The sequence below is a fragment of the Streptomyces sp. NPDC085932 genome (assembly GCF_044540525.1).
Taxonomy (GTDB): Bacteria; Actinomycetota; Actinomycetes; order Streptomycetales; family Streptomycetaceae; genus Streptomyces; species Streptomyces levis.
Genome location: NZ_JBITSJ010000005.1, coordinates 262,719 through 287,116, shown reverse-complemented (window position 1 = coordinate 287,116; position 24,398 = coordinate 262,719). Strand labels below are relative to the sequence as shown.

At 73.3% G+C, this 24,398-nt stretch carries 21 protein-coding genes; 13 read left to right on the top strand and 8 right to left on the bottom strand.

The genetic code is table 11. The annotated features are described in order from the left end of the window. Window positions 1-59 precede the first annotated feature (59 nt). Entirely contained in the window at window positions 60-2,093 is a 2,034-nt protein-coding gene (locus tag ACIGAQ_RS25365; RefSeq protein WP_399786412.1) for a HEAT repeat domain-containing protein, read from the top strand. 127 nt (window positions 2,094-2,220) lie between these two features. On the opposite strand, the gene ACIGAQ_RS25360 is transcribed toward ACIGAQ_RS25365, so the two are convergent. Both ACIGAQ_RS25360 and ACIGAQ_RS25355 read right to left on the bottom strand, forming a co-directional pair. Next, window positions 2,221-3,579, bottom strand: coding sequence for a cytochrome P450 (locus tag ACIGAQ_RS25360; protein WP_399786409.1), 1,359 nt, complete (start codon window positions 3,577-3,579; stop codon window positions 2,221-2,223). Between the two features lie 98 nt (window positions 3,580-3,677). Beyond that, window positions 3,678-4,271, bottom strand: coding sequence for a hypothetical protein (locus tag ACIGAQ_RS25355; RefSeq protein ID WP_399786406.1), 594 nt, complete (start codon window positions 4,269-4,271; stop codon window positions 3,678-3,680). Window positions 4,272-4,448: 177 nt separating this feature from the next. Here ACIGAQ_RS25355 and ACIGAQ_RS25350 point away from each other — a divergent pair, with 177 nt between their 5' ends. From ACIGAQ_RS25350 to ACIGAQ_RS25335, 4 genes are all read left to right on the top strand, one after another. Further along, the gene (locus tag ACIGAQ_RS25350; RefSeq protein WP_399786403.1) at window positions 4,449-5,606 is read left to right on the top strand and encodes a WD40/YVTN/BNR-like repeat-containing protein; all 1,158 of its coding nucleotides are present in this window, start codon (window positions 4,449-4,451) and stop codon (window positions 5,604-5,606) included. Window positions 5,607-5,693: 87 nt separating this feature from the next. Beyond that, window positions 5,694-6,371, top strand: coding sequence for a uracil-DNA glycosylase (locus tag ACIGAQ_RS25345; protein ID WP_311681964.1), 678 nt, complete (start codon window positions 5,694-5,696; stop codon window positions 6,369-6,371). Beyond that, window positions 6,368-7,369 (top strand): N-acetylglucosamine kinase, encoded by a 1,002-nt coding sequence (locus ACIGAQ_RS25340; protein WP_399786400.1) that lies wholly within the window; start codon window positions 6,368-6,370, stop codon window positions 7,367-7,369. Before ACIGAQ_RS25345 ends, ACIGAQ_RS25340 begins: the two co-directional genes overlap by 4 nt. Window positions 7,370-7,479: 110 nt before the next feature. Further along, window positions 7,480-8,403: a sirohydrochlorin chelatase gene (locus ACIGAQ_RS25335; protein ID WP_399786397.1), complete on the top strand. Its 924-nt coding sequence runs from the start codon at window positions 7,480-7,482 to the stop codon at window positions 8,401-8,403. An 82-nt stretch (window positions 8,404-8,485) separates the two neighbouring features. Here the strand turns inward: ACIGAQ_RS25335 and ACIGAQ_RS25330 are convergent, their stop codons facing one another. Together ACIGAQ_RS25330 and ACIGAQ_RS25325 are read right to left on the bottom strand one after the other, a co-directional pair. Further along, a complete protein-coding gene (locus tag ACIGAQ_RS25330) occupies window positions 8,486-9,511 on the bottom strand; it encodes a lactonase family protein (protein WP_399786394.1) in 1,026 nt (341 codons plus the stop codon). Window positions 9,512-9,809: 298 nt separating this feature from the next. Then, the gene (locus ACIGAQ_RS25325) at window positions 9,810-11,300 is read right to left on the bottom strand and encodes an FUSC family protein (protein WP_399786391.1); all 1,491 of its coding nucleotides are present in this window, start codon (window positions 11,298-11,300) and stop codon (window positions 9,810-9,812) included. Window positions 11,301-11,516: 216 nt separating this feature from the next. Between ACIGAQ_RS25325 and ACIGAQ_RS25320 the strand changes: the two genes are divergently transcribed. From ACIGAQ_RS25320 to ACIGAQ_RS25310, 3 genes are all read left to right on the top strand, one after another. Further along, window positions 11,517-11,993: an Lrp/AsnC family transcriptional regulator gene (locus tag ACIGAQ_RS25320; RefSeq protein ID WP_362278852.1), complete on the top strand. Its 477-nt coding sequence runs from the start codon at window positions 11,517-11,519 to the stop codon at window positions 11,991-11,993. A gap of 19 nt (window positions 11,994-12,012) precedes the next feature. Beyond that, entirely contained in the window at window positions 12,013-12,708 is a 696-nt protein-coding gene (locus tag ACIGAQ_RS25315) for an HAD family hydrolase (RefSeq protein WP_399786387.1), read from the top strand. 300 nt (window positions 12,709-13,008) lie between these two features. Continuing rightward, entirely contained in the window at window positions 13,009-13,773 is a 765-nt protein-coding gene (locus ACIGAQ_RS25310) for a DUF4142 domain-containing protein (protein WP_311681972.1), read from the top strand. Between the two features lie 266 nt (window positions 13,774-14,039). Here the strand turns inward: ACIGAQ_RS25310 and ACIGAQ_RS25305 are convergent, their stop codons facing one another. Then, entirely contained in the window at window positions 14,040-14,855 is an 816-nt protein-coding gene (locus tag ACIGAQ_RS25305) for a LysR family transcriptional regulator substrate-binding protein (RefSeq protein ID WP_399786384.1), read from the bottom strand. Between the two features lie 58 nt (window positions 14,856-14,913). Here ACIGAQ_RS25305 and ACIGAQ_RS25300 point away from each other — a divergent pair, with 58 nt between their 5' ends. Beyond that, window positions 14,914-15,297 (top strand): DUF5997 family protein, encoded by a 384-nt coding sequence (locus ACIGAQ_RS25300; protein ID WP_311681975.1) that lies wholly within the window; start codon window positions 14,914-14,916, stop codon window positions 15,295-15,297. 269 nt (window positions 15,298-15,566) lie between these two features. Beyond that, entirely contained in the window at window positions 15,567-16,055 is a 489-nt protein-coding gene (locus tag ACIGAQ_RS25295; RefSeq protein WP_094054390.1) for a hypothetical protein, read from the top strand. Here the strand turns inward: ACIGAQ_RS25295 and ACIGAQ_RS25290 are convergent. Next, the gene (locus tag ACIGAQ_RS25290; protein WP_399786381.1) at window positions 16,021-16,317 is read right to left on the bottom strand and encodes a hypothetical protein; all 297 of its coding nucleotides are present in this window, start codon (window positions 16,315-16,317) and stop codon (window positions 16,021-16,023) included. The two genes, ACIGAQ_RS25295 and ACIGAQ_RS25290, sit on opposite strands and share 35 nt — an antisense overlap. A gap of 283 nt (window positions 16,318-16,600) precedes the next feature. Here ACIGAQ_RS25290 and ACIGAQ_RS25285 point away from each other — a divergent pair, with 283 nt between their 5' ends. Together ACIGAQ_RS25285 and adh are read left to right on the top strand one after the other, a co-directional pair. Continuing rightward, the gene (locus ACIGAQ_RS25285; protein WP_399786378.1) at window positions 16,601-17,827 is read left to right on the top strand and encodes a GAF domain-containing protein; all 1,227 of its coding nucleotides are present in this window, start codon (window positions 16,601-16,603) and stop codon (window positions 17,825-17,827) included. Window positions 17,828-17,946: 119 nt separating this feature from the next. Beyond that, the gene (adh, locus tag ACIGAQ_RS25280; protein WP_399786375.1) at window positions 17,947-19,464 is read left to right on the top strand and encodes an aldehyde dehydrogenase; all 1,518 of its coding nucleotides are present in this window, start codon (window positions 17,947-17,949) and stop codon (window positions 19,462-19,464) included. Between the two features lie 71 nt (window positions 19,465-19,535). Here the strand turns inward: adh and ACIGAQ_RS25275 are convergent, their stop codons facing one another. Both ACIGAQ_RS25275 and ACIGAQ_RS25270 read right to left on the bottom strand, forming a co-directional pair. Next, on the bottom strand, window positions 19,536-20,864 hold the full coding sequence (locus ACIGAQ_RS25275) for an RICIN domain-containing protein (protein WP_399786372.1): 1,329 nt from the start codon (window positions 20,862-20,864) through the stop codon (window positions 19,536-19,538). A 31-nt stretch (window positions 20,865-20,895) separates the two neighbouring features. After that, window positions 20,896-22,335, bottom strand: coding sequence for an endo-1,4-beta-xylanase (locus ACIGAQ_RS25270; RefSeq protein WP_399786369.1), 1,440 nt, complete (start codon window positions 22,333-22,335; stop codon window positions 20,896-20,898). A 417-nt stretch (window positions 22,336-22,752) separates the two neighbouring features. Between ACIGAQ_RS25270 and ACIGAQ_RS25265 the strand changes: the two genes are divergently transcribed. Continuing rightward, entirely contained in the window at window positions 22,753-24,222 is a 1,470-nt protein-coding gene (locus ACIGAQ_RS25265; RefSeq protein ID WP_311681983.1) for a non-reducing end alpha-L-arabinofuranosidase family hydrolase, read from the top strand. Window positions 24,223-24,398: the final 176 nt, after the last annotated feature.

Sequence of the window (24,398 nt, the reverse complement as noted above, 5' to 3'; positions counted from 1 at the left end):
GTTGTCGGTGCCGTGGTGCAGACTCCCCGTCAGTTGGCACTTCGCCTGGGGAGGACAAGGTGTTCAGGGGGATCGACGAGGTCGACTGGGCCTCGCTGCGCCATGCGGACGGCAGCGCGGAGGACGTGCCCGGATTACTGCGGGGGCTGGCCTCCGCCGACCCGGCCGAGCGGGAGACCGCGCTCGACGGGATGTACGGCGCCGTGCACCACCGGGGGGACGTGTACGACGCGACGCTCGCCTGTGTGCCGTTCCTCCTGGCGCTCGCCGTCCGTGAGGACGTGCGGGACCGGGCGGGGGTCGTGGAGCTGCTGGTGAGCATCGGAGGGGCCGACGGCGCCTCCCCCGGTCTCACCGACCGGGTGCGTGCCGCGTTGCGGGCCCGTGCCGAGGTGTTCGTCCGGCTGGCCGGTGACGCCGACCCGAGGGTGCGCCGGGCGGTCCTGCCCGCACTCGTGCGGTACGTGGTCCCGCCGGCCCGCGCCCTCGCGCTGCTGCGGGAGCGGATCGCGGTGGAGCGGGACGACCGGGTGCTGGTCGGCCTGGCCGAGGCCCTCGGCCTGTTCGCGCGGTGGTACGGCGCCGTCGGCGATCCGCGTGCCGCCGGGGCGGTGCGGGTGCTGACCGAGCTGAGCGGGCCACCGTACGGTCCGGGGCTGCGGCTCGCCGCGGTGGGCCAGCTGGCCGCCTGCGCTCCCCGGGAGCTGCCGGAGGATCTCGTGCCGACGGTCGTCCGGCTGCTCAGGGACCGGTCCACGCAGCGCACCCGCGCCGGCCGCCCCTCCGGCTGTTCCGGCGCGGACACCCTCGCCGTGCGGCTGCGGCGGCTGCGGCCGTCGGACGAGGAGGGCTCCCGGCTGCTGCGGACCCTGCACCACGGGCTCGGCGACCGGGTGGCCGACCGGGTGGCGCTGCTGTGCGGGCAGTTGACCAGCCCGGATCCCCTGGACCGGTGCAACGCCGTGTGGATGGCGGCCGGGCTGTTCCGCGAGCGGCGGGGCGCCCACCCGGAGCCGGTCGTCCTCATCGGGGCGCAGGTGGGGGCGGAGGAGGGTCGGCTGCACGACGCGGCGGTCGCCGTCCTGCTGGAGCTGTCCGAGCTGGCCGCGCCTGCCGCAGGGCCGCTGCACGCCCTGGTGCGGCAGCGACCCGAGTGGCGCGTCCGGTACGGGCGGCGGGGTGTACCGGCCCTGGGCGGTCCCCTGCGTGCCCTGGCCGGGACCGGGGACGCACGGGCCGTCCCGGTGCTGGCCGAGGTGCTGGCGGGGCCGGTCGTACCGGACGACCTGGGGCTGGTGATACCCGGCCTGGGGCAGGCCGCCGCCCCGCTGGCCCCGGCGTTGCGGCGGCACCTCGCGCGCGTGCCGCTCGACGGCCCCGGTGCCCGGCAGCGGGCCGTGCCCCTGGTGACGGCGCTCGCGGCCCTCGGCGACACCGCGTCCGTGCCGTCGGTGCTGCGGCTGCTGCGGGGCACGCCCGACGGGCCGGGCGGGCCCGTCGTGGAGGCGGCGGTCCGTGCCCTGGCCGCGTTCGGTACGGCCGCGCAGGAGGCGGTACCGGAGCTGCGCGCCCTGCTGGACACCGACTGCGCCGTCACCGCGGCGGAGGCCCTGTGGTCGGTCACGGGCGAGCCGGGCGCCGTACTGCCCGCCCTGCTACGGGCGTTGACGGACACCGGGAGCGGCCCGCAGCGCCGCGCGGCGGCGGCGGACGTCTTGGCACGGCTGGGCCCGGCGGCCGCCCCGGCCCTGCCCGGGCTGCTCCCCCTCACCGGCTCCGCGGAGACTGTGGAGCGGGTGTCGGCCGTGTGCGCGGTGTGGCGGGTGACGGGCGACGGTGAACCGGTCTCCTCGGTCCTCCGGTCGGCCTGGGCGGAGGAGCCCCGCACGAGGGCGGCGATCGCCGGGTGCGTGGCGGCCCTCGGCCCGGCGGGCACCTCCCTGCACGACCTGCTGCGCGCCGAACTCGCTTCCCCACGACGGCACCGGGCCGACGCGGGTGGGCAGGGCATCCGGGCGGACCTGGCGCTGATCCGGCTGTGCCGGGAGGCACTGGCCGGTGCGCTGCCGGGCCGCGGCGGCCTCGTGCCGTAGCGCGCCCCGGCCGGTCATCGCACCGGGACCCCGTTGCCGGGCACCGCCCACGGCCTCGCCGCCCGGGCACCGCCCGCCGCCTCGCCGCCCGGGCCGGAGCCGGGCGGCGCCTCACGGACGCGGGCACTCACACGTCCCGGACGTCCCGCCTTCTCGGCCTCACGGTCATCAGCAGCGTGCGCGGACGCACGGTGGCCCGCGCCACCGGGCGAACCGTCTCGTCACGCGTGAGGTCGAGCCGCACCCGCCTGGCGATCGTCGCGATGGCCGTGATCAGCTCGGTCAGTGCGAACCGGTCCCCGATGCACCTGTGCTTGCCCGCGCCGAAGGGCAGGAACGCCCCTGCCGGAGGCTGCTGCGCGCTGTCCAGCCACCGGTCGGGGTCGAAGTGCAGCGGGTCCGGGAAGAGCGCGGGATCGCGGTGCAGCGCGTGCTGGCAGTACGCCAGCTCGGTGCCGGCCGGCAGGGTCCACGCGCCGAGGCGGGTCTCCACCGTGGTGCGGCGCGTCACCAGCCAGCCGGTGTGGTGGAGGCGGGTCACCTCGGTGATGACGCGCCCCAGGTACGGAAGGCGGGTGATGTCCTCGAAGGTCACCGGCCGGTCGCCGAGGACGTCGTCGAGTTCGGCGAGGACGCGGGCCTCGACGTCGGGGTGGCGGGCGAGTTCGTACAGCGCCCAGGACAGCACGGAGGCCGTGGTCTCGGTGCCGGCGACGGCCAGGGTGAGAATCTCGGAGCAGATCTGGTGCGCGGTCAGCGGCCGGCCGGTCGCCTCGTCCTGCGCACGCAGCAGCAGGGAGAGCATGTCGCCGGTGTCGTGCCCGGCGGCTTGGAGGTCGTCGACGGCGCGGTGGACGGTGGCCCGTACGGCGTCCCGTGCGCGGTCGAAGCGGCGGTTGAAGGGCAGCGGCAGCCGTTCGACCCAGTCGGGCAGCATGACGCGGGCGCCGACGCCGTTCATGACCACGGACAGGTCGTGGCGCAGTCTGCGGAACGTCGTGTCGTCGAGGCTGCCGGAGAACACGGTCCGCGCGAGCATGTCCAGGGAGAGCTCGACCATCACCTCGCGCACGTCGAGGGTCCGGCCGGGCACCCAGCCGTCGACGGCCGTGTGGACCTCGTCGCGCATGAGGTCGACGTAGCGGGCGATCTCGCCGCGGGCGAAGGCGGGTTGCAGCTGGCGCCGCTTGGCGGTGTGCTCCTCGCCTGCCGCGGTGACCACCGAGTCGCCCAGCAGCTGGCCCATCTTCTCGAAGAAGCGGCCCTTGTCGAGGGTCTTGTCCTTGAGCATGGCCTGGATGAGGACGGGGTCCTGGACGATGACGGTGCGGGTGCCCGGTTGCAGCGCGATCTCGACGACGGGGCCGTAGGTGCGGCGGAGCGAGGCGATGAATGCGAGGTTGTCACGCAGGAGCGGTATCGCGTGACCCACGAGCGGCAGGGAACCCGCCGCCCGGGGTATGGGGGGAGACGCAGTGACGTTCACGGTCAGTCCCTTCACGAGAATGGCCCTTGATCACTGCCCGTCCCGGGCGGGGCGGCATGCGTGTGGCTGGCGGTGGTGTCGGCCTCGCGTGCCGGGTCTCAGCCCGTCGTCCGTCCCCACAGGGGGCCGAAGCGGGACCATTCGGTGTCCCACCGGTCGATGCGGTGGCGCTCCAGGCGGGTGCGGAGGGCGCGGCCGGCGGCGAGGGGGACGACGGCGGCGGCGAGGCCCGCCGCGCCGCCGAGGAGGCCGGCCCGTACGCGGGCCTGGGAGGGGGTCATGGGCCGGGTCACCTGGCCTCCCTCGGGGTCCGTCCACACCGTGACCGGGGTTCCGGCGGGGCTGCCCGCCGGGACCCGGAGCTGCCCGGAGCGGGCGGATCCGTCCGCGGCGGTCCACGTGGCCCTCGCCCACACCTGGTCGGCTCGGGAGGCGGCGCCGCCCTCGGTGGGCGGGCCGGGGGCCCGCTCGGCGACACGTCCCACCAGGGGGCGCCACGTGGCCCGCTCCCGGGCCAGCGCGTCCTCGACCGACCGGTTCACCGCCGTGCCGGCCGGCACCCCGACGAGCACCGCGAGCGTCCACATCCCCAGCACCACCCAGGCCTCGATCCGGTCGGCGCGGCGCCTGAGCGGGTTGGGCCGCCAGCGCCACAGCCACACCCGATGACCCCGCGGACCGCGTGACGCCATCGAAGGCCTCCTCCTCACCCTTGCGGGACCATCGCCGCCCTCCCCATACGCAAGCGGCCCCCCGGATGCTCACCGCGCCTGCCTCGCACTGGCCTCCGCGCCCTCGTCCGGGCCCGCCACGACGACTGGCGACACCGCTCTGACCTGCACCGGAGCGCGGTGCGGGGGTGACTGTCAGTGGTGGGGTGCAGACTGGCCGGTGTCCGAGAAGAAGGCGTCAAGGGTGACGCCGCGGAGGTGATCGGCATGACCGAGGTACTGCTCGCCGTGGGCACGCGCAAAGGCCTGTTCATCGGGCGCCGGCGAGGCGGTGGGGCCTGGGAGTTCGACGAGAGTCCCTACTTCAACGCGCAGGCCGTGTACTCGGTCGCCCTCGACACCCGCTCCGCGACCCCGCGGCTGCTGGCCGGCGGCGACAGCTCCCACTGGGGCCCGTCGGTGTTCCACTCCGACGACCTCGGACGGACCTGGACCGAGCCGGCCCGCCCGGCCGTGAAGTTCCCCAAGGACACCGGGGCGTCCCTGGAGCGGGTGTGGCAGCTGCACCCGGCCGCCGCCGAGCCGGACGTGGTGTACGCGGGGACGGAACCGGCCGCGCTGTACCGCTCGGAGGACCGAGGGGAGACGTTCGAGCTCGTCCGCCCCCTGTGGGAGCACCCGACACGGTCGAAGTGGATGCCGGGCGGCGGCGGTGAGGGACTGCACACGGTGCTCACCGACGCGCGCGACCCGCGGGCGGTGACGGTCGCCGTCTCGACGGCCGGCGTGTTCCGGACGCTGGACGGGGGCGCGAGCTGGACGCCCTCCAACTCGGGCGTCTCGGCGGTGTTCCTGCCCGACCCGAACCCGGAGTTCGGCCAGTGCGTGCACAAGGTCGCCCGGGACGCGGCCGACCCGGACCGGCTGTACCTGCAGAACCACTGGGGCGTGTACCGCAGCGACGACGCGGGCGCCCACTGGACGGACATCGGCGAGGGCCTGCCCTCCACGTTCGGCTTCGCCGCGGCCGCGCATCCGCACCGCGGCGACACGGCGTACGTCTTCCCGATCAACGCCGACGCCGACCGCGTCCCGGCCGACCACCGCTGCCGGGTCTTCCGCACGGCGGACGCCGGCAAGAGCTGGGAGCCCCTCTCGGCGGGCCTGCCCCGGGAGGACCATTACGGCACGGTGCTGCGCGACGCGATGTGCACGGACGACGCGGACCCGGCGGGCGTCTACTTCGGCAACCGCAACGGCGAGGTGTTCGCGTCGGCGGACGACGGCGACAGCTGGCAGCAGCTCGCCTCGCACCTGCCGGACGTGCTGTGTGTCCGGGCCGCGGTCGTCGGGTGAGGCGCGGATGAGGCGGGGGACGCGGTTACGCGCAGGCTCCGGCCACCGGTTGATCGCCGCTGCCCGTACGGCAGTAGGGTGACGCCCGTGGCACCACGACCTCTGCATGAAATCGTCGAAGCGGGCTGGGCGAAGGCCCTGGAACCGGTGACCGAACGCGTCGCCGCGATGGGGGACTTCCTGCGCGCGGAGATCGCCGCGGGACGCACCTACCTCCCGGCCGGGCCGAACGTCCTGCGGGCCTTCCAGCAGCCCTTCGACGACGTACGGGTCCTGATCGTCGGTCAGGACCCGTATCCCACCCCGGGGCACGCGGTGGGACTGTCGTTCTCGGTCGCCCCCGAGGTACGGCCGCTGCCCGGCAGCCTCATCAACATCTTCCGGGAGCTGCAGTCCGACCTGGGCGTGCCCCAGCCGTCCAGCGGTGACCTGACGCCGTGGACACGGCAGGGCGTGCTGCTGCTCAACAGGGCGCTGACCACCGCCCCGCGCAAGCCCGCCGCGCACCGGGGCAAGGGCTGGGAGGAGGTCACCGAGCAGGCGATCCGGGCCCTGGCCGGGCGCGGCAAGCCGCTGGTGTCCATCCTGTGGGGGCGTGACGCGCGCAATCTGCGCCCGCTCCTCGGCGAGTTGCCCTCGGTGGAGTCCGCCCACCCCTCCCCCATGTCCGCCGACCGCGGTTTCTTCGGCTCGCGTCCGTTCAGCCGGGCCAACGACCTGCTGATCCGCCAGGGCGGCCAACCGGTGGACTGGCGTCTGCCGTGACGGGGGCGCCGGAGACTCCCGGGTTCCTCGCGGTGGACTCCGGCGGGTCCGGTCTGCGGGTGGTGGTCGGGACCGCCGAACGCGGCCCGCTGGCGCGGTGCGCCTCCGGGGAGCCGGTGCGCACGGGTGAGCGGGGCATCGACCCCGGCCATTTCATGGCGCAACTGCTGCCGCTGGTGCGGGCCCTGACCGCCGAGACCGGCCCGGTGCGCCTGACGGCGGCCGTCGTCGGCGCGGCCGGTCTCGCGACCCTCGGTGACGCGCTGCGCGCCGAGCTGCCGGGCGCCCTGGCCGGGGAGCTGGGCGTGCGGACCGTCGCGCTGGCGGCCGACGCCGTGACCGCGTACGTGGGGGCCCTCGGGTCACGGCCGGGTGCGGTGGTCGCCGGTGGCACGGGCCTGATCGCGATCGGCACGGACCTGACCGGCTGGCGCCGTGCGGACGGCTGGGGTCATCTGCTGGGCGACTGCGGCGGCGGCGCCTGGATCGGACGGGCCGGTCTGGAGGCGGCGCTGCGGGCCCATGACGGGCGGGCGGGCGGCTCGGGCCGCTTGCTGGCGGATGCCGAGGAGCAGTTCGGGACCGTCACCGGGCTGCCCGGGGCGCTGTATCCGCGGCCGGACCGTCCCGCCGTGCTGGCGTCGTTCGCGCCCCGGGTCGCGGCGGCCTGCGCGGACGGGGATCCGGTCGCGGCGCACATCCTGCGCGAGGCCGCGATGCACATCGCCGAGTCGGCCGCGGCCGTGTGTCCTGCGGGCGGTGCGGCACGGGTGGCCGTCACCGGCGGCCTGTTCAGGATGGGCGAGCCGCTCCTCGGCCCGCTGGACGAGGAGTTGGCGAAGCGGCTCCCGGGGGTGCGGCGCGTGCCGGCCGCGGGCGATCCGCTGGACGGAGCGGTGCGCATGGCCGGCGAGCTGAGCACCGGCCCGCTCACCCTGCCGGGTGACGCGGCGATGCTCACCGTGACGACCCGGTCGGGTGATGGATCGGGTGATTGATCCGATCCCGCCCGAAGCGTGCGGAACTCATCAGACAAAACGGGACGGATACCGCTCACCTGCACCCTCCCCGAACAGGGGAGCCCAGGAAACCAGTAACATGCGGCGCCATGAGTTCCCCCACTGGGCCCGCGGATGGCCTGCCCGTACGAATGCCGCGCCCCCGCCAGCCCGGACGGCACCGCCGTCCCGAGCCGCTGGTCGCTCCCGAGGGTGCGCCCGCGCTCGTCCTCGCCGTGCCGGGGACGCCCAGTAGCGCCACGCGCAGCCTCGCCGAGGAGGTCGTGAGCATCGCCCGCTCCGAGCTCACCGGCCTCGACGCCCGGATCGGGTACCTCGACGGCGACGACGCCGAGTTCCCCACGCTGCAGACCGTGCTCGTGCACACCGCCGAGGAGCGCACGGCCCGTTACGAGCAGGCGCGCGCCGCGGGCATGGACGTGAAGCAGCCCGACGGCCCCGTCGCCGTCGTCGTGCCGCTGCTCGCCGGCCCGGACGGCGCGCTGCTGCGCCAGGTCCGCCAGGCCCTGATGGAGAGCCGTGTCGCCGCCGAGCTGACGGATGTCCTCGGCCCGCACCCGCTGCTCGCCGAGGCGCTGCACGTGCGGCTGTCCGAGGCCGGTCTGGCCCGCGCCGACCGCGCCCGGCTGTTCACGGTGGCGACCGCGGCGGACGGCATCATCCTCGCCTCCGTGGGCGGTGACGAGGCCGTGCAGGCGGCCGGGATCACCGGCATGCTGCTCGCAGCGCGCCTCGCCGTGCCGGTGATGGCGGCGGCCCTGGACCAGGAGGGTTCCATCGCCTCCGTCGCCGAGCAGCTGCGCTCCTCGGGCTCGCAGCAGCTGGCCCTCGCGCCGTATCTGATCGGCCCGGAGATCGAGCCCGTGCTGGTCGAGGAGGCCGCGAAGGAGGCGCAGTGCTCCGCCGCCGAGCCGCTCGGGGCGTACCCGGCCATCGGCAAGCTGGCCCTGGCGAAGTACACGACGGCGCTGGGCATCTCGCCGCAGCAGCCGCAGGGCGCCCCGGTGCGCTGACGCTCCGGTACGACCGAAAAGGCCCGCTCCGGCTCGGAGCGGGCCTTCGTCGTCGGGGCCGGGTGCCGGTCGCCGGGGCGCGTCAGCCGAGGACCACGCAGGACGCCGCCGGCACGTCGATCGAGCCGCCTCGTCGCGGGATCCCGGTGGCCGGGTCCACAGCGAACCAGGTCACGTCGCCCGAGCGCTCGTTCGCGACGTACAGGTGGCCGTCTGCCGCGGTGAGGGCGCGGGGCCAGTGGCCGCCGCAGGGGACCGTCGTGACGAGCCGCAGCGTCTCGCCCTCGACCGCGAGCACGGACAGCACGTCCTCGCCGCGCGTGGCGGTCCACACGAAGCGGCCGTCGGCCGAGACGGCGATGCCCGAGGGGTAGGCGTCGCCGGCCGGGGCGCCGGGCAGGACGGGGATCTCGCTCAGCGGGGTCAGCAGGCCGTCGGCCGGGTCCCAGCGGCAGGCGGTGACGGAGGGGCTGAGTTCGTTGACGACGTAGGCGCGCGTGCCGTCCGGATGGAAGGCCAGGTGACGGGGCCCCGAGCCGGGCCGCAGGGCGGTCTCCCGGTGCAGGGCGAGGGCACCGTCCGTCAGGGTGCACACGCGCACCGAGTCGGTGCCCAGGTCGACGCTGACGGCCCAGCGGCCGCTCGGGTCGGATTGCACCTGGTGGGCGTGCGGGCCCTGCTGGCGCGGGGTGCAGGGGCCCGCGCCGGTGTGGCGGAGCACGCCGGAGGCGGACCTTGCGAGCGTGCCGTCGGGGCGCAGGGGTACCGCGGTGACGCTGCCGGAGCCGTAGTTGGCGGTGAGGACGTGTCCGTCGAACAGGCCGAGGTGCGTGGGCCCGCTGCCGTCGACCGGCACGGGCGGACCGGCCGGCTCCGGGTGGTCCCCGCTCACGCGGTAGGCGGCCACCGCGCCCCGGGTGGCCTCGCTGACCGCGTACAGGGTTCGCCCGTCGGGTGAGAGGGCCAGGTACGAGGGGTCGGGGACGTCGTCGAGGGTGCCGAGCACGGTCAGCGCGCCGGCGCTGTCCACTCCCGCGGTCACGATGCCGGGGCCGCCGGCCGCCGTGAACGATCCGATGAACGCCCGCTGCCGACCGCCGTCCGCCACCGCTGACCCCTCTCGCCCGTGTACCGCGCCGTCCCGGTGGACCGCGCAGCCGATCATGCGCGGTCTAGACCAACGGGTCAAGGGCGCGGGGGTCCGATCGGCGGACGGGCCGATCGACGGACGTTCTCCATGGATCAGCCGGCGTCTGTACGGACCACCGACGTCTCAATGGTCTGTTCGACGGACCGGCCTGCGGTTCAAGGGACCGGACCAGCGACGGTGCACGGAGCCGCCCGGCGGCCTTTGGCGGGGCGCGGGGTCGGAGGCCGGTGATGGGCCGAGGGCGTCGGCCCGCGGCTCAGGCGCCCACCAGGGGCGAGCCCGGCGGCGTGCGCAGCGGACGGGCGAGTTCCGCCAGGGCGCGTTCCAGACCGTGCAGGTGGGCCAGCGCGGGTTCCGTGACGGGCGAGCCGTCCACGTGGACGGCGATGTCCCGGCCCTCGGTGAGGGCCTCGACCGCCGCCTCCACGCGCCGGCAGGCCGTGGCCAGGCGGGCGTCGTGCGAGGCCTCCGGGTCGGCGGCGACGGCGACCAGGCCGCGGATCTCCCGGGCGCAGTCGTCGAGGAGATCCAGGACGTGCCGGGCCCGGCGCTTGCGGCCGAGCATCGGGTTGAGCGGGTGCACCAGCGGGGCGACCGAGAGCCGCACCCGGGCGAGGAGCTGCTCCAGCTCGGCCACGCGCGGGGTCGGATCGGCGTCCGGCGCGCCGGCCAGCCGCCGGGCCGTCTCGACGGCACAGGCGTGCACGCAGCGCAGGGCCCGCCGGATCCAGGCGTCGGTGATGCTGTGGGTCGTGACGGGAAGGACGAGGACGACGGCCAGCGCGGCGCCGAGCGCCCCGACGCCGGTCTCGGCCAGCCGCAGCGCGAGCAGCCCGGGGCTGAGCACGCCGAGAAGGCCGTAGAGCAGCCCGGCCAGCAGGGTCACCCAGAGCATCATCCAGGTGTAGGAGACGGCCGCGGTGTAGAAGATGCCGAAGACGCAGAGGGCGGCGAGAGCGGCCGTGAGGGCCGGGTCGCCGTGCACGGGCAGGGCCACGAGCAGGCCGAGGGCGATGCCGATGACCGTGCCGAGCAGCCGGCGGAAGCCGCGCACCAGGGTCTCGCCGCGCGAGGTGGTGTTGACGAAGATCCACCAGGTGGCGCCGACGGCCCAGTACCAGCGCTGGCCGGACAGCAGCTGGCCGACGACGAGCGCGAAGCCCGCTCCGGCGGTCGCCTGGATCGCCTGCCGGGTGGTCACCCGGGCGAGGCCGGTGCCGCCCGGCGGGGCGGGTACGGCGGGCGGGGGCAGGCGGCGCTCGTAGCACCACAGGCCGAACCGCACCCCAGCGGCGGCCAGGACGGACAGCAGGACCGCGGCGTACAGTTCGGGCAGCTGGCCGGCGGTGGCGTGCAGGAACTGCGCCACGAAGAAGGTCATGAACGCCAACACGCCGAGGCTGTGACCGCGCGGCCCCCAGCGGCGCGCGTACACGCCCGCGCCGACCACGACGAGGAAGGTGAGGTCGCGGGCCACCGGGTGGTCGTGGAGTTCGGCCGCGGCGGTGAGCACGGGCAGGCCGACGGCGGGCAGCAGCGCGGTGGTGACCGCCTGGCCGCGGACCGTGGCGTCGGTGACGGTGAACAGGGCCAGCAGGGCGGCGAGACCACCGGTGACGGCCCCGATGAGGGAGTGCCCGGCGAGACCGCAGAACGCGACCGCCAGCGTGATGCCGAGCACGGCGCGCAGGGCGAACCGCAACCGCGTCCGCCCCGGATCCGGAGCCGTGAACACCCTCTTCAGCACCGCCTACCGCCCCCTTCGCGCATGGATCGGGAATGAGCATGAAAAAGGCGCCGCGGGGTCCGCAGCGCCATCGACGCCTCCATATCAGCACCTCGGGCACCACTGGCTCAACAGGCACCTTCTAGACTGGGCCATTGGTACAGCGTCGGCGGCCGGAGCGCCGCCGCCGCAGAGCCAACGGACCGCCGAGCGGCCGACGGACGAGGAGGGCGTGGCATGCCCGTGGACGAGCTCGACACCCGCATCCTGCGGCTGCTGCTGGAGCAGCCGCGCACGAGCGTGCGCGAGTACGCCCGGATCCTCGGCGTCGCCCGGGGCACGCTGCAGGCGCGACTCGACCGGCTGGAGCGCGACGGCGTGATCACCGGGACGGCGCCGGCCCTCTCCCCCGCCGCGCTCGGGCACCCGGTGCTCGCGTTCGTGCACATCGAGGTCACGCAGGGGCATCTGGACGAGGTGGGTGACGCGCTCGCCGCGGTGCCGGAGATCGTCGAGGCGTTCTCCATCACCGGTGGCGGCGACCTGCTGGCCCGGGTCGTGGCCCGGGACAACGCGCATCTGGAGGACGTCGTCCAGAAGTTGATCAGCATGCCGGGCGTCGTGCGCACCCGCACCGAGGTCGCGCTGCGCGAGCGGGTGCCCCACCGGCTGCTGCCGCTGGTGGAGTCGATCGGGCGGTCGACCCGCCGATGATCTTTGAGAGCATGACGGCATGAGCAAGCTCCGCGGAACATCGGTCATCTTCGATCTCGACGGAACACTCGTGGACAGCGAGCCCCACTACTTCGAGGCGGGCCGGCAGACCCTCGCCGCGTACGGTGTCCCGGACTTCACCTGGGCGGACCACGAGCGGTACGTCGGCATCAGCACCCAGGAGACGGTCGCGGACTGGAAGGAGCGCTACGGCCTGCCCGCCACGGTGGACGAACTGCTCGCCGCGAAGAACCGCCGCTACCTGGAACTGGCCCGCAGCGCCTCGCGCGCCTACCCGGAGATGCGCGCGTTCGTCGAACTGCTGGCGGCCGAGGGCGTGCCCATGGCCGTGGCCTCGGGCTCGTCCCCGGAGGCCATCGCGGCGGTGCTCTCCGGAACGGGCCTGGACGCGCATCTGCACACCGTGGTCTCCGCCGACGAGGTCGCGCACGGCAAACCGGCCCCCGACGTCTTCCTGGAGGCGGCCCGCCGGCTGGGCGCGTCCCCGGCCGAGTGCGTGGTGCTGGAGGACGCCGCCCCGGGCGCCGCGGCGGCGCACGCCGCGGGGATGCGGTGCATCGCGATCCCCTACGTCCCGGCGCAGGCCGACGCACCGGAGTTCGCCACCGCGGGTCTGCTGCTGCGGGGCGGCCAGGCCGAGTTCACGGCCCGGTCCGCGTACGACTGGCTGGCGGGCACGGCCGGTCGTTCCTGAACTCGCCCCTCCCGACCGCACGTCGACCGCGACGAGCCCCGTGGACCCGTGGAGGAACTCTTCCGGCGCGCGGAGCCGGTGGTGGCCGGGCTGCTGACCAGGGTGGACGGCGACCGGGTGGTGCGGACGGCGGCCGCTGCCTCCTACGCGGCCTGAGCGCCGGGTCCGGGACCCGGGCGCCGTGCGTCGCGCGACGCCGAGTCGCGGACGTCACACGAACTTTTTTGCGGCGGGAGTGATTGTTTCGCTTCCGGCGTCCGTACCTCTGGGTGTTGGGCCGTTCATATCCCAGGAGGCACGATGCGCATCTCGCGCAGCACGGCAGGAACCGCGTTCGTGGGCGGTGCGTTGATCCTTACGCTCTCCGCGCTCGCCTACCCCAGCATGCTGGGCGTGCAGAACGCGGCTTCCGGCCAGGACCGCATCATCGCCAACACCCAATGGGGGCCGCTGACCGAGGCCGACCGGGACTTCGTGGTCCGTGTGCGCGCGGCGGGCCTGTGGGAGTACCCGCTCGGACAGATGGCGATGACCAAGGGCACGACGCCGGCGATGAAGGAGGTCGCCAAGCACCTGCTCGTGGGACACGGCCGCCTGGACGCGTCGTGCCGCAAGCTCGGCACGGACCTGGGCATCACCCTTCCGAACGAGCCGTCGCCGCAGCAGCAGCAGTTCGTGGCGACGGCGGAAGGCGCCACCGGCAAGGAGTTCGACTCGACGGCGGTGACCATCATGCGCGTGGCGCACGGGAGCATCTTCCCGACCATCGCCAAGATCCGGGCGACGACCCGGAACACCCTCGTGCGGGAACTGGCCGACCAGACCAACGACACCGTGCTGGACCACATCACGATCCTGGAGAAGACGGGCCTGGTCAATCACGAGCAGGTCGCCTTCCAGATCACCGCCCCGGCGAAGCTCCCCCAGGACCAGACCACGCCGCCGCCTCCGGCAGCCGGCGCGCCGGTCCGGGTGCTGCCGGTCCCCGAGGACCTGAAGGACTTCCAGACGGTCGCCCCCAACCCGTCCTTCGCACAGCCCCAGCCCTCGCCTTCGGCGGGATGAGCGGCAGCGACACCGTCCGACGGCACCTGAGCTGAGAGGCACGCGGTCCCGACCGCGTGCCCGCCGGAGTCCCGAACCCCCGGGTTCGACCACATGCCCGCGGAGCCCCGAACCGGTGAGTCCGGCCGCGTGCCCGCTGGGCTTCGAACCCGTCAGCCCGCCCGCCTGATCGCTGAGCCCGAACCCGTGAGTCCGCCCGCCTGCCCGCGGGAGCCCCGGCCCCAGGAGCCCGGCCGCGCGCCCGCCTGGGCCCCGGGGCGTGAGGGCTACGGACGGCGCGGACGGCCGCGCTTTCCGCCGCTCTTCCCCCCGCCCTTGCCGCCGCTCCTGCCCCCGCCCTTGCCGCCGCTCCTGGCGGCTCCGCCCGATGCGCCGCCGCGTCGGCCGGCGCCGGGTCTACCGGCCGTCGCCGGCTTGCGCCGCGCGCCGTCCTTGTCGGTGCGCCCCGGCTTGTCCGCCGGAGGCTGCGCACGGCCCCGGGTGCTGTTGACCGTGCGGCCGCGGACGATGCCGATGAAGTCCTCCACCCGGTCGGTCGTCGCGTCCTCGGGCCAGGCGAGGGCGACGCTCGACTCGGGGGCGTCCTTGAGGGGCCGGTGCGTGAGGTCCTTGCGGTGGTGGAGCCGCGCCAGCGACAGCGGAACGACCAGGACGCCGATGCCCGCCGCGACCAGCTCGACCGCGTCGGCCGTCGTGGCGGGGCGTTCGAACGCGGGCCGCCCGGGGAGCCCCTGCTCCCAGTCCAGGACGTCGTCCAGGGGGTGGAGCACGATGTCGTCGGACAGATCCTCCGGCGTCACCTCGTCGGCCGCCGTGACCAGGTGGTCCTTGGGGACGACGACGACCGTCTGCTCGGTGTAGAGGGGGATCGCGCTGAAGACCGTACGGTCCACGGGCAGCCGGACCAGTCCCGCGTCGGCCTCGCCGCCGCGCAGCTGCTCGGCCGTGGCCGCGGGGGGCACCTGCGTGAGGGTCAGCGGGACGTCGGGATGCCGCTCGCTCCAGACGCGCACCCACTTGTCGGGCATCACCCCGGGGACGTACACGAGCCGGAACGAGGAGGGAACTTCCGAGCCTGTCACCTGGCCAGGTTACCGGCCGTGGTCAGGGCTCGCGCACACGCTCGATACGCTGGATGCCATGACGTCGCACCAGAGCACCCAGACGATGAAGCCCGCCACCGCGGCGAAGAAACTGGGTGTGTACCTCGAGGCCACCCCCGCCGATTTCCGGGAGGGTGTCGTCTCACGCGCCGAGCTGAACGAGCTCCAGGCGAACCCGCCGCAGTGGCTGCAGGACCTGCGGCGCAACGGCCCGCACCCCCGCCCCGTGGTCGCCGCGAAGCTGGGCGTCTCCATCGCGGGCCTGGCCCGCGGGGGTGTCACCGAGGCCCTCACCACCGAACAGATCGAGACGCTGAAGCAGGAGAGCCCCGAGTGGCTCGTGCGGGAGCGCGCCACCCAGGCCGAGGTCCGCAAGGAGGCCGCCCGCATCAAGAAGAAGCACGCCGAAGGCACCGAGTGACCTCGCCCTCGGTGTGACACCGAGAAGCCCCGCCCGCGGTGAGAGCGCCGGACGCGCCCGGAGTCGACCGGGAGCTTTCGGACCGGCGCCGTCGCCTGCCCCCTTTCGACCGGGACGGGCCGGCACAAACGCCAGACCGCGCCACCCCTTCCAGCCCGTAGAAATATCTACGACCATGGCTCTGGCCGGGCGGCACGCGGGACCCGCGGGTCACCGGCCCGTGTCCCGCGCGCGCCACCGCGGCGTCGCCGACTGTGCCTGGGGTGGCCATGCAGAGCGTCATGTGGAAGCAAGCCGTGGAGTGGCTCGCCGCGGCCGCGACGGACCCCCAGGAGTGCAAGCGCGAGTGGGACTACGGCACGGGCACGGCGCTCGTGGAGGCCGGGCGGTACTGGGACGTGCTCAGCGTGCCCGACCGGCTCGGCCTGCTCGCGCTGGACCTGCTGTGGCGTGACCCGTTGCGGGTGCCGGGCCCCACCCTGGTGGACTCGGCCGCGCGCAGAGTGGGGTTCTTCCTGCCGCCGGATCCGGTCAGCGAGTGGGTGGGGTTCGGGGTCCGGCACCTCGGCCGGGGGTCCTGGGTCGCCGTGCCGCCGCCGTACCGGCCCGCCGGCCGCCTGGAGTGGCTCGTCCCGCCGGACGGCACCGGTGCGCTGCACGCGCCCGGCGATCTGGAGTCGGCCCTGCGCGAGGCCACCGGCACCCTCGCCGTGCTGGCACCGGTCAGCGCGGAACCGGTGGTACCGGACGGCTGGTGAGACGGGCCGCGGCGATCGGGCCCATGTGCGGGCCGGACGTCCACGAGGGGACGGCGGTCCAGGTCTCGCTCTCGGTCGGCGCGGCGAAGGAGACCCACTGGCCGTCGCGGTGCTCCGGCACCGCGTGGCCTCTGGCCTCCCACTCGGCGACGAGGGCCGCGTAGATCGGCGGATGGCCCGCGTAGGCGCTGGTGATCTCGGCGTACGGACGGGGCGTGGCGTCGTCGTGGGAAAGGCGCCGCGCCGTGTCAGTGCTGTCCATGCCTGGGCAACGGGCCGCCGCGCGCCGGTGGTACGCGGGTGGGACGCCGTCCGTCGGGTCGAGTGAACCCGTCACCCGTACGGCGGCACGCGGGCACCGGACAAACATCCAGTCAGGCGGTCGCCCGTTCAGAGCGGGGGCGATTCCCGGCCGTTCGGTCACTTTCGAGCCACCGCCCCTGCGGAGCGGCCTCTTCCGGCGGCGTCGGGCTCCTCGACCGGGCCGGGCGCATCCGGTAACTATGACCTCACGCCGCAAACCGGTACGACGGCAGGGAGAGGCCATGTCACAGCGCCCTGACCTCCAACAGCGCAGGGCCGTGCTGGAGCACGAGTGGTCACGCTGGGTGCCGCGGCTGAGCGCCCCGGGCGCCCGGCCGGGCGGCACGGCGGCGCTGCGCCACGAGGTGACCGAGTCCTGGGCGCGTTCGCTGAGCAGCGTGGATCCCGGCCGGGACAGCGCCCCGGCCGCCGACGGCGGCCCGGTGCACCAGCGGTGGAGGTCCTCACCGCTGTACCGGCCGGTGTCGGCGCTCGCCGGCGAACTGCGCAGCATCGCCGAGGACGCCGGGTTCGTCACGGCCGTCACGGACGAGTCCGGCACCATCCTGTGGACCTGCGGCGGGGCGACCATGCGCCGCCGCGCCGAGCGCGTCAACTTCGCGCCGGGCGGCCGCTGGGACGAGCAGGCCATGGGGACCAACGCCCTCTCCCTCGCCCTGCGCACCGGCCGCCCCAGCTCGGTCTTCTCGGCCGAGCACCTGGTGTCGGCGCTGCACGGCTGGGTCTGCTACTGCGCTCCGGTGCACGGTCCGGACGGCCGCGTCCTCGGCGTCCTGGACCTGTCCACGACCTGGGACCGCTCGCACCCGCTGGCCATGTCGACGGTACGGACGCTGGTGTCCACGATCGAGGCCCGCCTCGGCCCGGAGGCGGTCTCCCGTGCGGGGCAGGTGCGGCTCACCTGCCTGGGCGCCGAGCAGGCCGAGCGCGGGGGCCGTCAACTGCCCTTGCGACCTCGCCAGTTGGAGATCCTCACCCTGCTGGCGCTGGAACCCGACGGCTTCTCGCCGGAGCGGCTGCGCGCCGCACTGTACGGCGACCGGCCGGTGACCGCGTCCACCTTCAAGGCGGAGGTCTCCCACCTGCGCCGTGCGCTCAACGGCGGTGTCTCGCCCCGCCGTTACGCCCTCACCGCCTCCGTGTCCTGCGACGCCGTGGACGTGCTGCGCGCGCTGGAACAGGGCGACACGGACACCGCCCTGCGGCTGTACGGCGGCCCGCTGCTCCCCCGCTCCGAGGCCCCCGGCATCGAGGAGTGGCGCACGCGTCTCGACGTGGCCGTACGGGAGGCCGTGCTGGCGAGCGCGCGTCCGGAACACGCCCTGCGCTACGGAGAACGGGCGCCGTACGACGCGGAGATCCACGAGCACGCGCTGCGGCTGCTGGACCCGGAGGACACCCGCAGGGCGATCGCCGCGGGGCGGCTGACGACGGCACTGCGCGACTGACGACGCCGCGCAGGCGGACGGTCCGCCGCGGCGCCAACCTTGCGCCAACCTGCCGCGAGCACAGTGAGGGGCGTCACGACGGCGTGACCGTCACCCGCCCTGTCCCGAGGAGAGCCGCCATGGTGTACGCGCAGCCAGGAACCGACGGCAGCATCGTCGACTTCGCCCGGCGCTACGACAACTTCATCGACGGCGACTGGGTGGCCCCCGTCGAGGGCCGCTACTTCGAGAACCCGACCCCCGTGACCGGCAAGGTCTTCTGCGAGGTGGCCCGCTCCTCCACGGCCGACGTCGACCTCGCCCTGGACGCGGCGCACCGGGCGGCCCACGCGTGGGGCCGCACCTCCACCACGGAACGCGCCAACGTCCTCAACCGGATCGCGGACCGCATCGAGCAGCACCTGGAGAAGATCGCGGTCGCCGAGACCTGGGAGAACGGCAAGCCGGTCCGCGAGACGCTGGCCGCGGACATCCCGCTGGCCGTGGACCACTTCCGGTACTTCGCCGGCGTGGTCCGCGCGCAGGAGGGCAGCATCGCGGAGATCGACGCCGACACCGTCGCCTACCACTTCCACGAGCCGCTGGGCGTGGTCGGCCAGATCATCCCGTGGAACTTCCCGATCCTGATGGCCGCCTGGAAGCTGGCCCCCGCGCTGGCCGCCGGCAACTGCGTGGTCATCAAGCCGGCCGAGCAGACCCCGGCGAGCCTGCTCTTCGTCGTCGACCTGATCGCCGACCTGCTCCCGCCCGGCGTGCTGAACGTGGTCAACGGGTTCGGCGTGGAGGCGGGCAAGCCGCTGGCCTCCAGCCCGCGCGTGGCGAAGGTGGCGTTCACCGGCGAGACCACGACCGGCCGCCTGATCATGCAGTACGCGAGCGAGAACATCATCCCGGTCACGCTGGAACTGGGCGGCAAGAGCCCGAACATCTTCCTGCCCGACGTGATGGCCGCCGACGACGACTTCCTCGACAAGGCCGTCGAGGGCTTCGTGATGTTCGCCCTCAACCAGGGCGAGGTCTGCACCTGCCCGTCCCGCGCCCTGATCCCCTCGTCGATCTACGACGAGTTCATGGCCCGCTGCGTGGAGCGCACGCAGGCCATCGTCGGCGGCGACCCGCTGGACCCGGCCACGATGATCGGCGCGCAGGCGAGCAACGACCAGTACGAGAAGATCCTCTCCTACCTCGACATCGGCCGGAAGGAGGGCGCCGAGGTCGTCACGGGCGGCACCTCCCGGACGGTTCCCGGTCTGGAGGGCGGCTACTACATCGAGCCGACCATCTTCCGCGGCACCAACGACATGCGGATCTTCCAGGAGGAGATCTTCGGCCCGGTCGTCTCGGTCACCACCTACGACTCGGTCGACGAGGCCCTGAAGATCGCCAACGACACGCTGTACGGCCTCGGCGCGGGCGTGTGGACCCGCGACGGCAACACGGCGTACCGCCTGGGCCGCGAGATCAAGGCGGGCCGCGTGTGGACCAACTGCTACCACGCCTACCCGGCCCACGCGGCGTTCGGCGGCTACAAGAAGTCGGGCATCGGCCGCGAGACGCACAAGATGATGCTCGACCACTACCAGCAGACGAAGAACCTGCTGGTGTCGTACTCGGCGAAGAAGCTGGGCTTCTTCTAGGGGTTCGGACAGCCGTCCACGGAGGGGGGCCGGGGGTGATCCCGGCTCCCCTCCGCGGTGCGGGGAGGGTGTCACTGGAACTGTGCGAAGAACCTCCAGATCTCTGCCTTGGTCCAGGTCGTCACGCCGCTCTCGCCGGAGGAGCCGTCGACCGGGCCGGGGATGTGACCGCCGTCGAACGCGGCCCACTGGACCGGGTACCCGGCACGGCAGCCCGCGTAGGCGGTGGTGATGTGCGTGCGGCTGCCGGCCGCGGGCTCCCGCGGGTTCTGCGGGGTGCAGCCGTTGTTGGCGACGAACTTGTCGCGCAGGGACCGTCCCTGCGCGATGCCGAGGACGGAGTCGCCGGTGCCGTGGATCCCGAAGTAGGCGATGGGCTGGGTGCCACCGCTGCATCCGCTGATCTGGGCGCCGGAGATGACCGCGACGGCCCGGAAGACGTGCGCCCGGCTGCAGGCGAGGGCGTAGCTCATGCCGCCGCCCCAGCTGAAGCCCGTGGCGAACCGCTGGGCCGGGTTCACACAGAGGCCGCTCTCGATGCGCCGGATCATGTCGTCGACGAAGGTGACGTCCTCGCCGCCCGTGTTGGCCCAGCCGTTGCCGAGGCCCTGGGGGGCGACGAGGATGGCGCTGTTGGCCGACTGTTCCTGCTGGCCGTAGTAGGACCAGGCGCTGCCGCTCGTGCCGCCGGAGGCGACGTCGCCGGCGGTACCGCCCCGCCAGTGGAAGGCGAAGATCAGCCGGTAGGGGCGGTTGCTGTCGTAGTTGGCCGGAACCCTGAGGATGAAGCTGCGGCTCTTGCCGCCGCTCTGGATGGTGTGGGTACCGCTCGTCAGGGCCGGGGCGCTGCCGCATCCGCTTGCGCCCCCGGCCGACAGCTTGACCATCTGCCACTGCTGGTTGGCGCCGCCCCAGTCGGTGTACTGCACGACGTTGCCGCCGTCGGCGGTGGAGCCGCCCTGCACCTCCACCGCCTTGCCGCTGGTGCGGTTGATCAGCCGGACGTGGCCCGCGTCGGAGTCGGCCAGGCGGAACTGCTGATTGTTCCCGTTGTGGTCGGCCCACTGCTGGACCGTGGCGCCGTCGGCGGTGGAGGCACCGGCCACGTCGAGCACCTTGCCCGAGTGCCGGGCCTTGAGGCGGTAGAAGCCGCCGCCGGAGTCCACGAACTGCCACTGCTGGTGGGCCCCGTCGCCGCGCGTCCACTGGCCGAGCCGCGCGCCGTCGGTGGTGGACGCGCCGGAGACCTCCAGCGCCTTGCCGCTGTTGCGATTGACCAGGACGTACCAGGCGCTGGTGTCCACCGTCGCCGCCTCGGCGGGCGCCGGGTTCACCGCGGTGAGCGTACCGATCGCGAGGGTCGCCGCCACCACGGCGGCGATCCGGGACCACCAGGACATCGATGCTCCTTCCGTGGGTGGACCGGCCGTGTCAGGCGCGGGTCCAGCGCTGGTTGCTGCCGTTCGAGCAGGAGTAGAGCTGGATCTGCGTGCCGTTGGCGGTGCCGCTCCCGACGGCGTCGAGGCAGAGGCCGGACTGGACGCCGACGACGGTTCCGTCGGAGTTCAGGCGCCACTTCTGGTTGTCGCCGCCCCAGCAGCTGTAGATCTGCACCCTGCTGCCGTTGCCGGTGCCGGCGGCGTCCAGGCATTTGTTGCCGTAGACCCTGAGTTCACCGGCGGTGGTGAGCGTCCACTGCTGGTTGGTGCCGCCGTGGCAGTCCCACAGCTGGACTTGGGTGCCGTCGGCGGTGGCGGAGTTGGGCACGTCGAGGCAGCGGCCCGATCCGGCGCCCTTGATGGTTCCGCCGTCGGTGGGGGGCGTGGTGGTGCCGCCGTTGAGCGCGTTGAGGACGGCGGTGTAGGCGGGCTTCTTGCTGCCGTCGCTGTTGAACAGCAACGGCGTGTGCTCCGGCCGCCAGGAGTCGCTGTCGCGCACGCCCCAGACGGTGATGCCGAGGCAGCGCGGGACGGCCAGGCAGTCGTTGACCACGCTGGCGTAGGTCGAGGACGAGGCGCCCTGGATGTCGAGTTCGGTGATGGCCACGTCGACGCCGAGGGCGGCGAAGTTCTGCAGGGTGGTGCGGAAGTTGCTGTTGTAGGGGCTGCCGCTGTTGAAGTGCGACTGGAAGCCCACGCAGTCGATCGGCACGCCGCGCTGCTTGAAGTCGCGGACCATGTTGTACATGGCCTGGGTCTTGGCCCAGGTCCAGTTCTCGACGTTGTAGTCGTTGTAGCAGAGCTTGGCGGCCGGGTCGGCGGCGCGCGCGGTGCGGAAGGCGACCTCGATCCAGTCGTTTCCGGTGCGCTGCAGGTTGGAGTCGCGCCGGGCGCCCGAACTGCCGTCGGCGAAGGCCTCGTTCACGACGTCCCACTGGGCGATCTTGCCCTTGTAGTGGCCCATCACGCCGTTGATGTGGCCGATCATCGCCTGGCGCAGGTCGTTCCCGCTGAGGTTCTGCATCCATCCGGGCTGCTGGGAGTGCCAGGCCAGGGTGTGGCCGCGCACCTGCTTGCCGTTCTGCACGGCCCAGTTGTAGACGCGGTCACCGGCGGAGAAGTTGAACTGTCCCCGCTGCGGTTCCGTGGCGTCGATCTTCATCTCGTTCTCGGCCGTCACCGAGTTGAACTCGCGGTTGGCGATCGTCGTGTACGTCGAGTCGCCCAGCCTGCCCGAGGCGATGGCGGTGCCGAAGTAGCGGCCGCTCTGCGCCGCCGCGGCGCCGAGCGTGCTCTCGGCGGACGGCGCGGCCTGAGCGGCGGGCGGTGCGGCCAGTGCGCCGGCCGCACCGAGGGCGCCGACGACCAGCGCCGGCAGCAGACCGCGGAGTTTCCGGCGGACGAGGGGTACCGAAAGGGCGTGCAAGCCCATGACTGTGCCTCCAAAGTAGAGATCACGAGTGACTGGAGCGCAGGGAAAAGCGTCGTCCGCTACCACCGGGACGGATGCGTCGGTGCGGGCCTCACCGGAACGGCGATGCGTTCAGGATCGACGTGGTTCGAAATCTCGAACTATGGTCGGTCGCTCAGAGAGGGATGATTGAGGGCTTGACGGTGACTCGTCAATACTCCAGGACGGGGAAAGTTTCCGTTTCGGCGTCGAAACATTCGATGACCCACTGTTTGCGGCCAGAACAGCAATAGCCCTTGACCCGGGAGTCCCACCTTCCTAGCTTGTGGCGACGAAGATTCGGGAACTCCTCGAAACTTTCGAGCTCCGCTACCACCGGCTCGGCTGCTCCGCGGTTCATCGGCGGCACCCCCACCCCGCCCCGAAGGAGGCCCTGTGATGTGGCTTCGCCACCCTTCCCCGGTCCGTCTCAAACGCTTACTCGCCGTCCTGTCGCCCCTGCTGCTCGTGGCGACCTTCCTCGGCGCCCAGCCCGCCGCGGCGGCGACCGTGGACCCCGACGCCTCGTACGTCCTGGTCAATCGCAACAGCGGCAAGGCCCTGGACGTGTACAACATGGCCACCGGCGACGGCGCCCGCATCACCCAGTGGGCCCGTAACGACCAGGCCCAGCAGCAGTGGCAGTTCGTCGACGCCGGGGGCGGCTACTACCGCATCAAGTCCCGCCATTCCGGCAAGGTGCTGGACGTCCACAACTGGTCCACCGCGAACGGCGGTGCGATCGTCCAGTGGGCCGACCTGAACGCCACCAACCAGCAGTGGCGCCTGGCCGACAGTTCCGACGGCCACGTGAGGCTCATTTCGCGCCACAGCAACAAGGCCCTCGAAGTGCAGGGCGCCTCCACCGCCGACAACGCCAACATCGTCCAGTACGACGACTGGGGCGGCGCCAACCAGCAGTGGCAGCTCGTCAAGGTCGGCGCCGGGAACCCCGGAACATGCGATCTCCCGTCGACCTACCGCTGGAGCTCCACGGGCGCGCTGGCTCAGCCCAGGTCCGGCTGGGTCTCCCTCAAGGACTTCACCGTCGCCCCCTACAACGGCAAGCAGCTCGTCTACGCGACGACGCACGACACGGGGACGAGCTGGGGTTCGATGAACTTCAGCCCGTTCACCAACTGGTCGGACATGGCCTCGGCCGGCCAGAACGCGATGTCGGCGTCGACCGTCGCGCCGACGCTCTTCTACTTCGCGCCGAAGAACATCTGGGTGCTCGCCTACCAGTGGGGCAGGACCGCCTTCTCCTACCGGACGTCGAGCGATCCCACCAACCCGAACGGCTGGTCGTCCGAGCAGCCGCTCTTCACCGGAAGCATCTCCGGCTCCGGCACCGGACCCATCGACCAGACGCTCATCGCCGACGGGTCGAACATGTATCTGTTCTTCGCCGGTGACAACGGCAAGATCTACCGGGCCAGCATGCCGATCGGGAACTTCCCGGGGAGCTTCGGCTCGACCTCCACCGTGGTCATGAGCGACACGACGAACAACCTGTTCGAGGCCCCGCAGGTCTACAAGCTGCAGGGGCAGAACCGCTACCTCATGATCGTCGAGGCGATCGGCGCCCAGGGCCACCGCTACTTCCGCTCGTTCACGGCCACCAGCCTGAACGGCTCGTGGACGCCCCAGGCCGCGACCGAGAGCAACCCCTTCGCCGGCAAGGCGAACAGCGGCGCCACGTGGACCAACGACATCAGCCACGGCGAACTGCTGCGCACCAGCCCCGACCAGACCATGACGGTCGATCCCTGCCGTCTGCAGTTGCTCTACCAGGGCCGCAGCCCCAACTCGGGCGGCGACTACGGCCTCCTGCCCTACCGTCCGGGTCTGCTGACACTGCAGCGCTGACGGTCCGACACCATGCCGGCTCCCCCACGGGGGAGCCGGCATGGCGGGCCCGGCGGATGATCCGGACGCCGACGTGGTCGCACGTGCGCGCCGGAGGCCCAACCGGCGGAGCGTCAGCTGTCCGACCGGCCCAAGTCTCCTCGTGAGGCGCCTGCTCGGCGTCGGGGCCGAGGGGC

Bases quoted from the DNA above. Each gene is read 5' to 3' on its own strand.
- ACIGAQ_RS25290 (WP_399786381.1), bottom strand. From the start codon at position 16,317: ATGGACAGCACTGACACGGCGCGGCGCCTTTCCCACGACGACGCCACG.
- ACIGAQ_RS25315 (WP_399786387.1), top strand. From the start codon at position 12,013: ATGAGCAAGCTCCGCGGAACATCGGTCATCTTCGATCTCGACGGAACA.
- ACIGAQ_RS25310 (WP_311681972.1), top strand. From the start codon at position 13,009: ATGCGCATCTCGCGCAGCACGGCAGGAACCGCGTTCGTGGGCGGTGCG.
- ACIGAQ_RS25275 (WP_399786372.1), bottom strand. From the start codon at position 20,864: ATGTCCTGGTGGTCCCGGATCGCCGCCGTGGTGGCGGCGACCCTCGCG.
- ACIGAQ_RS25320 (WP_362278852.1), top strand. From the start codon at position 11,517: ATGCCCGTGGACGAGCTCGACACCCGCATCCTGCGGCTGCTGCTGGAG.
- ACIGAQ_RS25300 (WP_311681975.1), top strand. From the start codon at position 14,914: ATGACGTCGCACCAGAGCACCCAGACGATGAAGCCCGCCACCGCGGCG.
- ACIGAQ_RS25335 (WP_399786397.1), top strand. From the start codon at position 7,480: ATGAGTTCCCCCACTGGGCCCGCGGATGGCCTGCCCGTACGAATGCCG.
- ACIGAQ_RS25270 (WP_399786369.1), bottom strand. From the start codon at position 22,335: ATGGGCTTGCACGCCCTTTCGGTACCCCTCGTCCGCCGGAAACTCCGC.
- ACIGAQ_RS25265 (WP_311681983.1), top strand. From the start codon at position 22,753: ATGTGGCTTCGCCACCCTTCCCCGGTCCGTCTCAAACGCTTACTCGCC.
- ACIGAQ_RS25355 (WP_399786406.1), bottom strand. From the start codon at position 4,271: ATGGCGTCACGCGGTCCGCGGGGTCATCGGGTGTGGCTGTGGCGCTGG.
- adh (WP_399786375.1), top strand. From the start codon at position 17,947: ATGGTGTACGCGCAGCCAGGAACCGACGGCAGCATCGTCGACTTCGCC.
- ACIGAQ_RS25285 (WP_399786378.1), top strand. From the start codon at position 16,601: ATGTCACAGCGCCCTGACCTCCAACAGCGCAGGGCCGTGCTGGAGCAC.
- ACIGAQ_RS25295 (WP_094054390.1), top strand. From the start codon at position 15,567: ATGCAGAGCGTCATGTGGAAGCAAGCCGTGGAGTGGCTCGCCGCGGCC.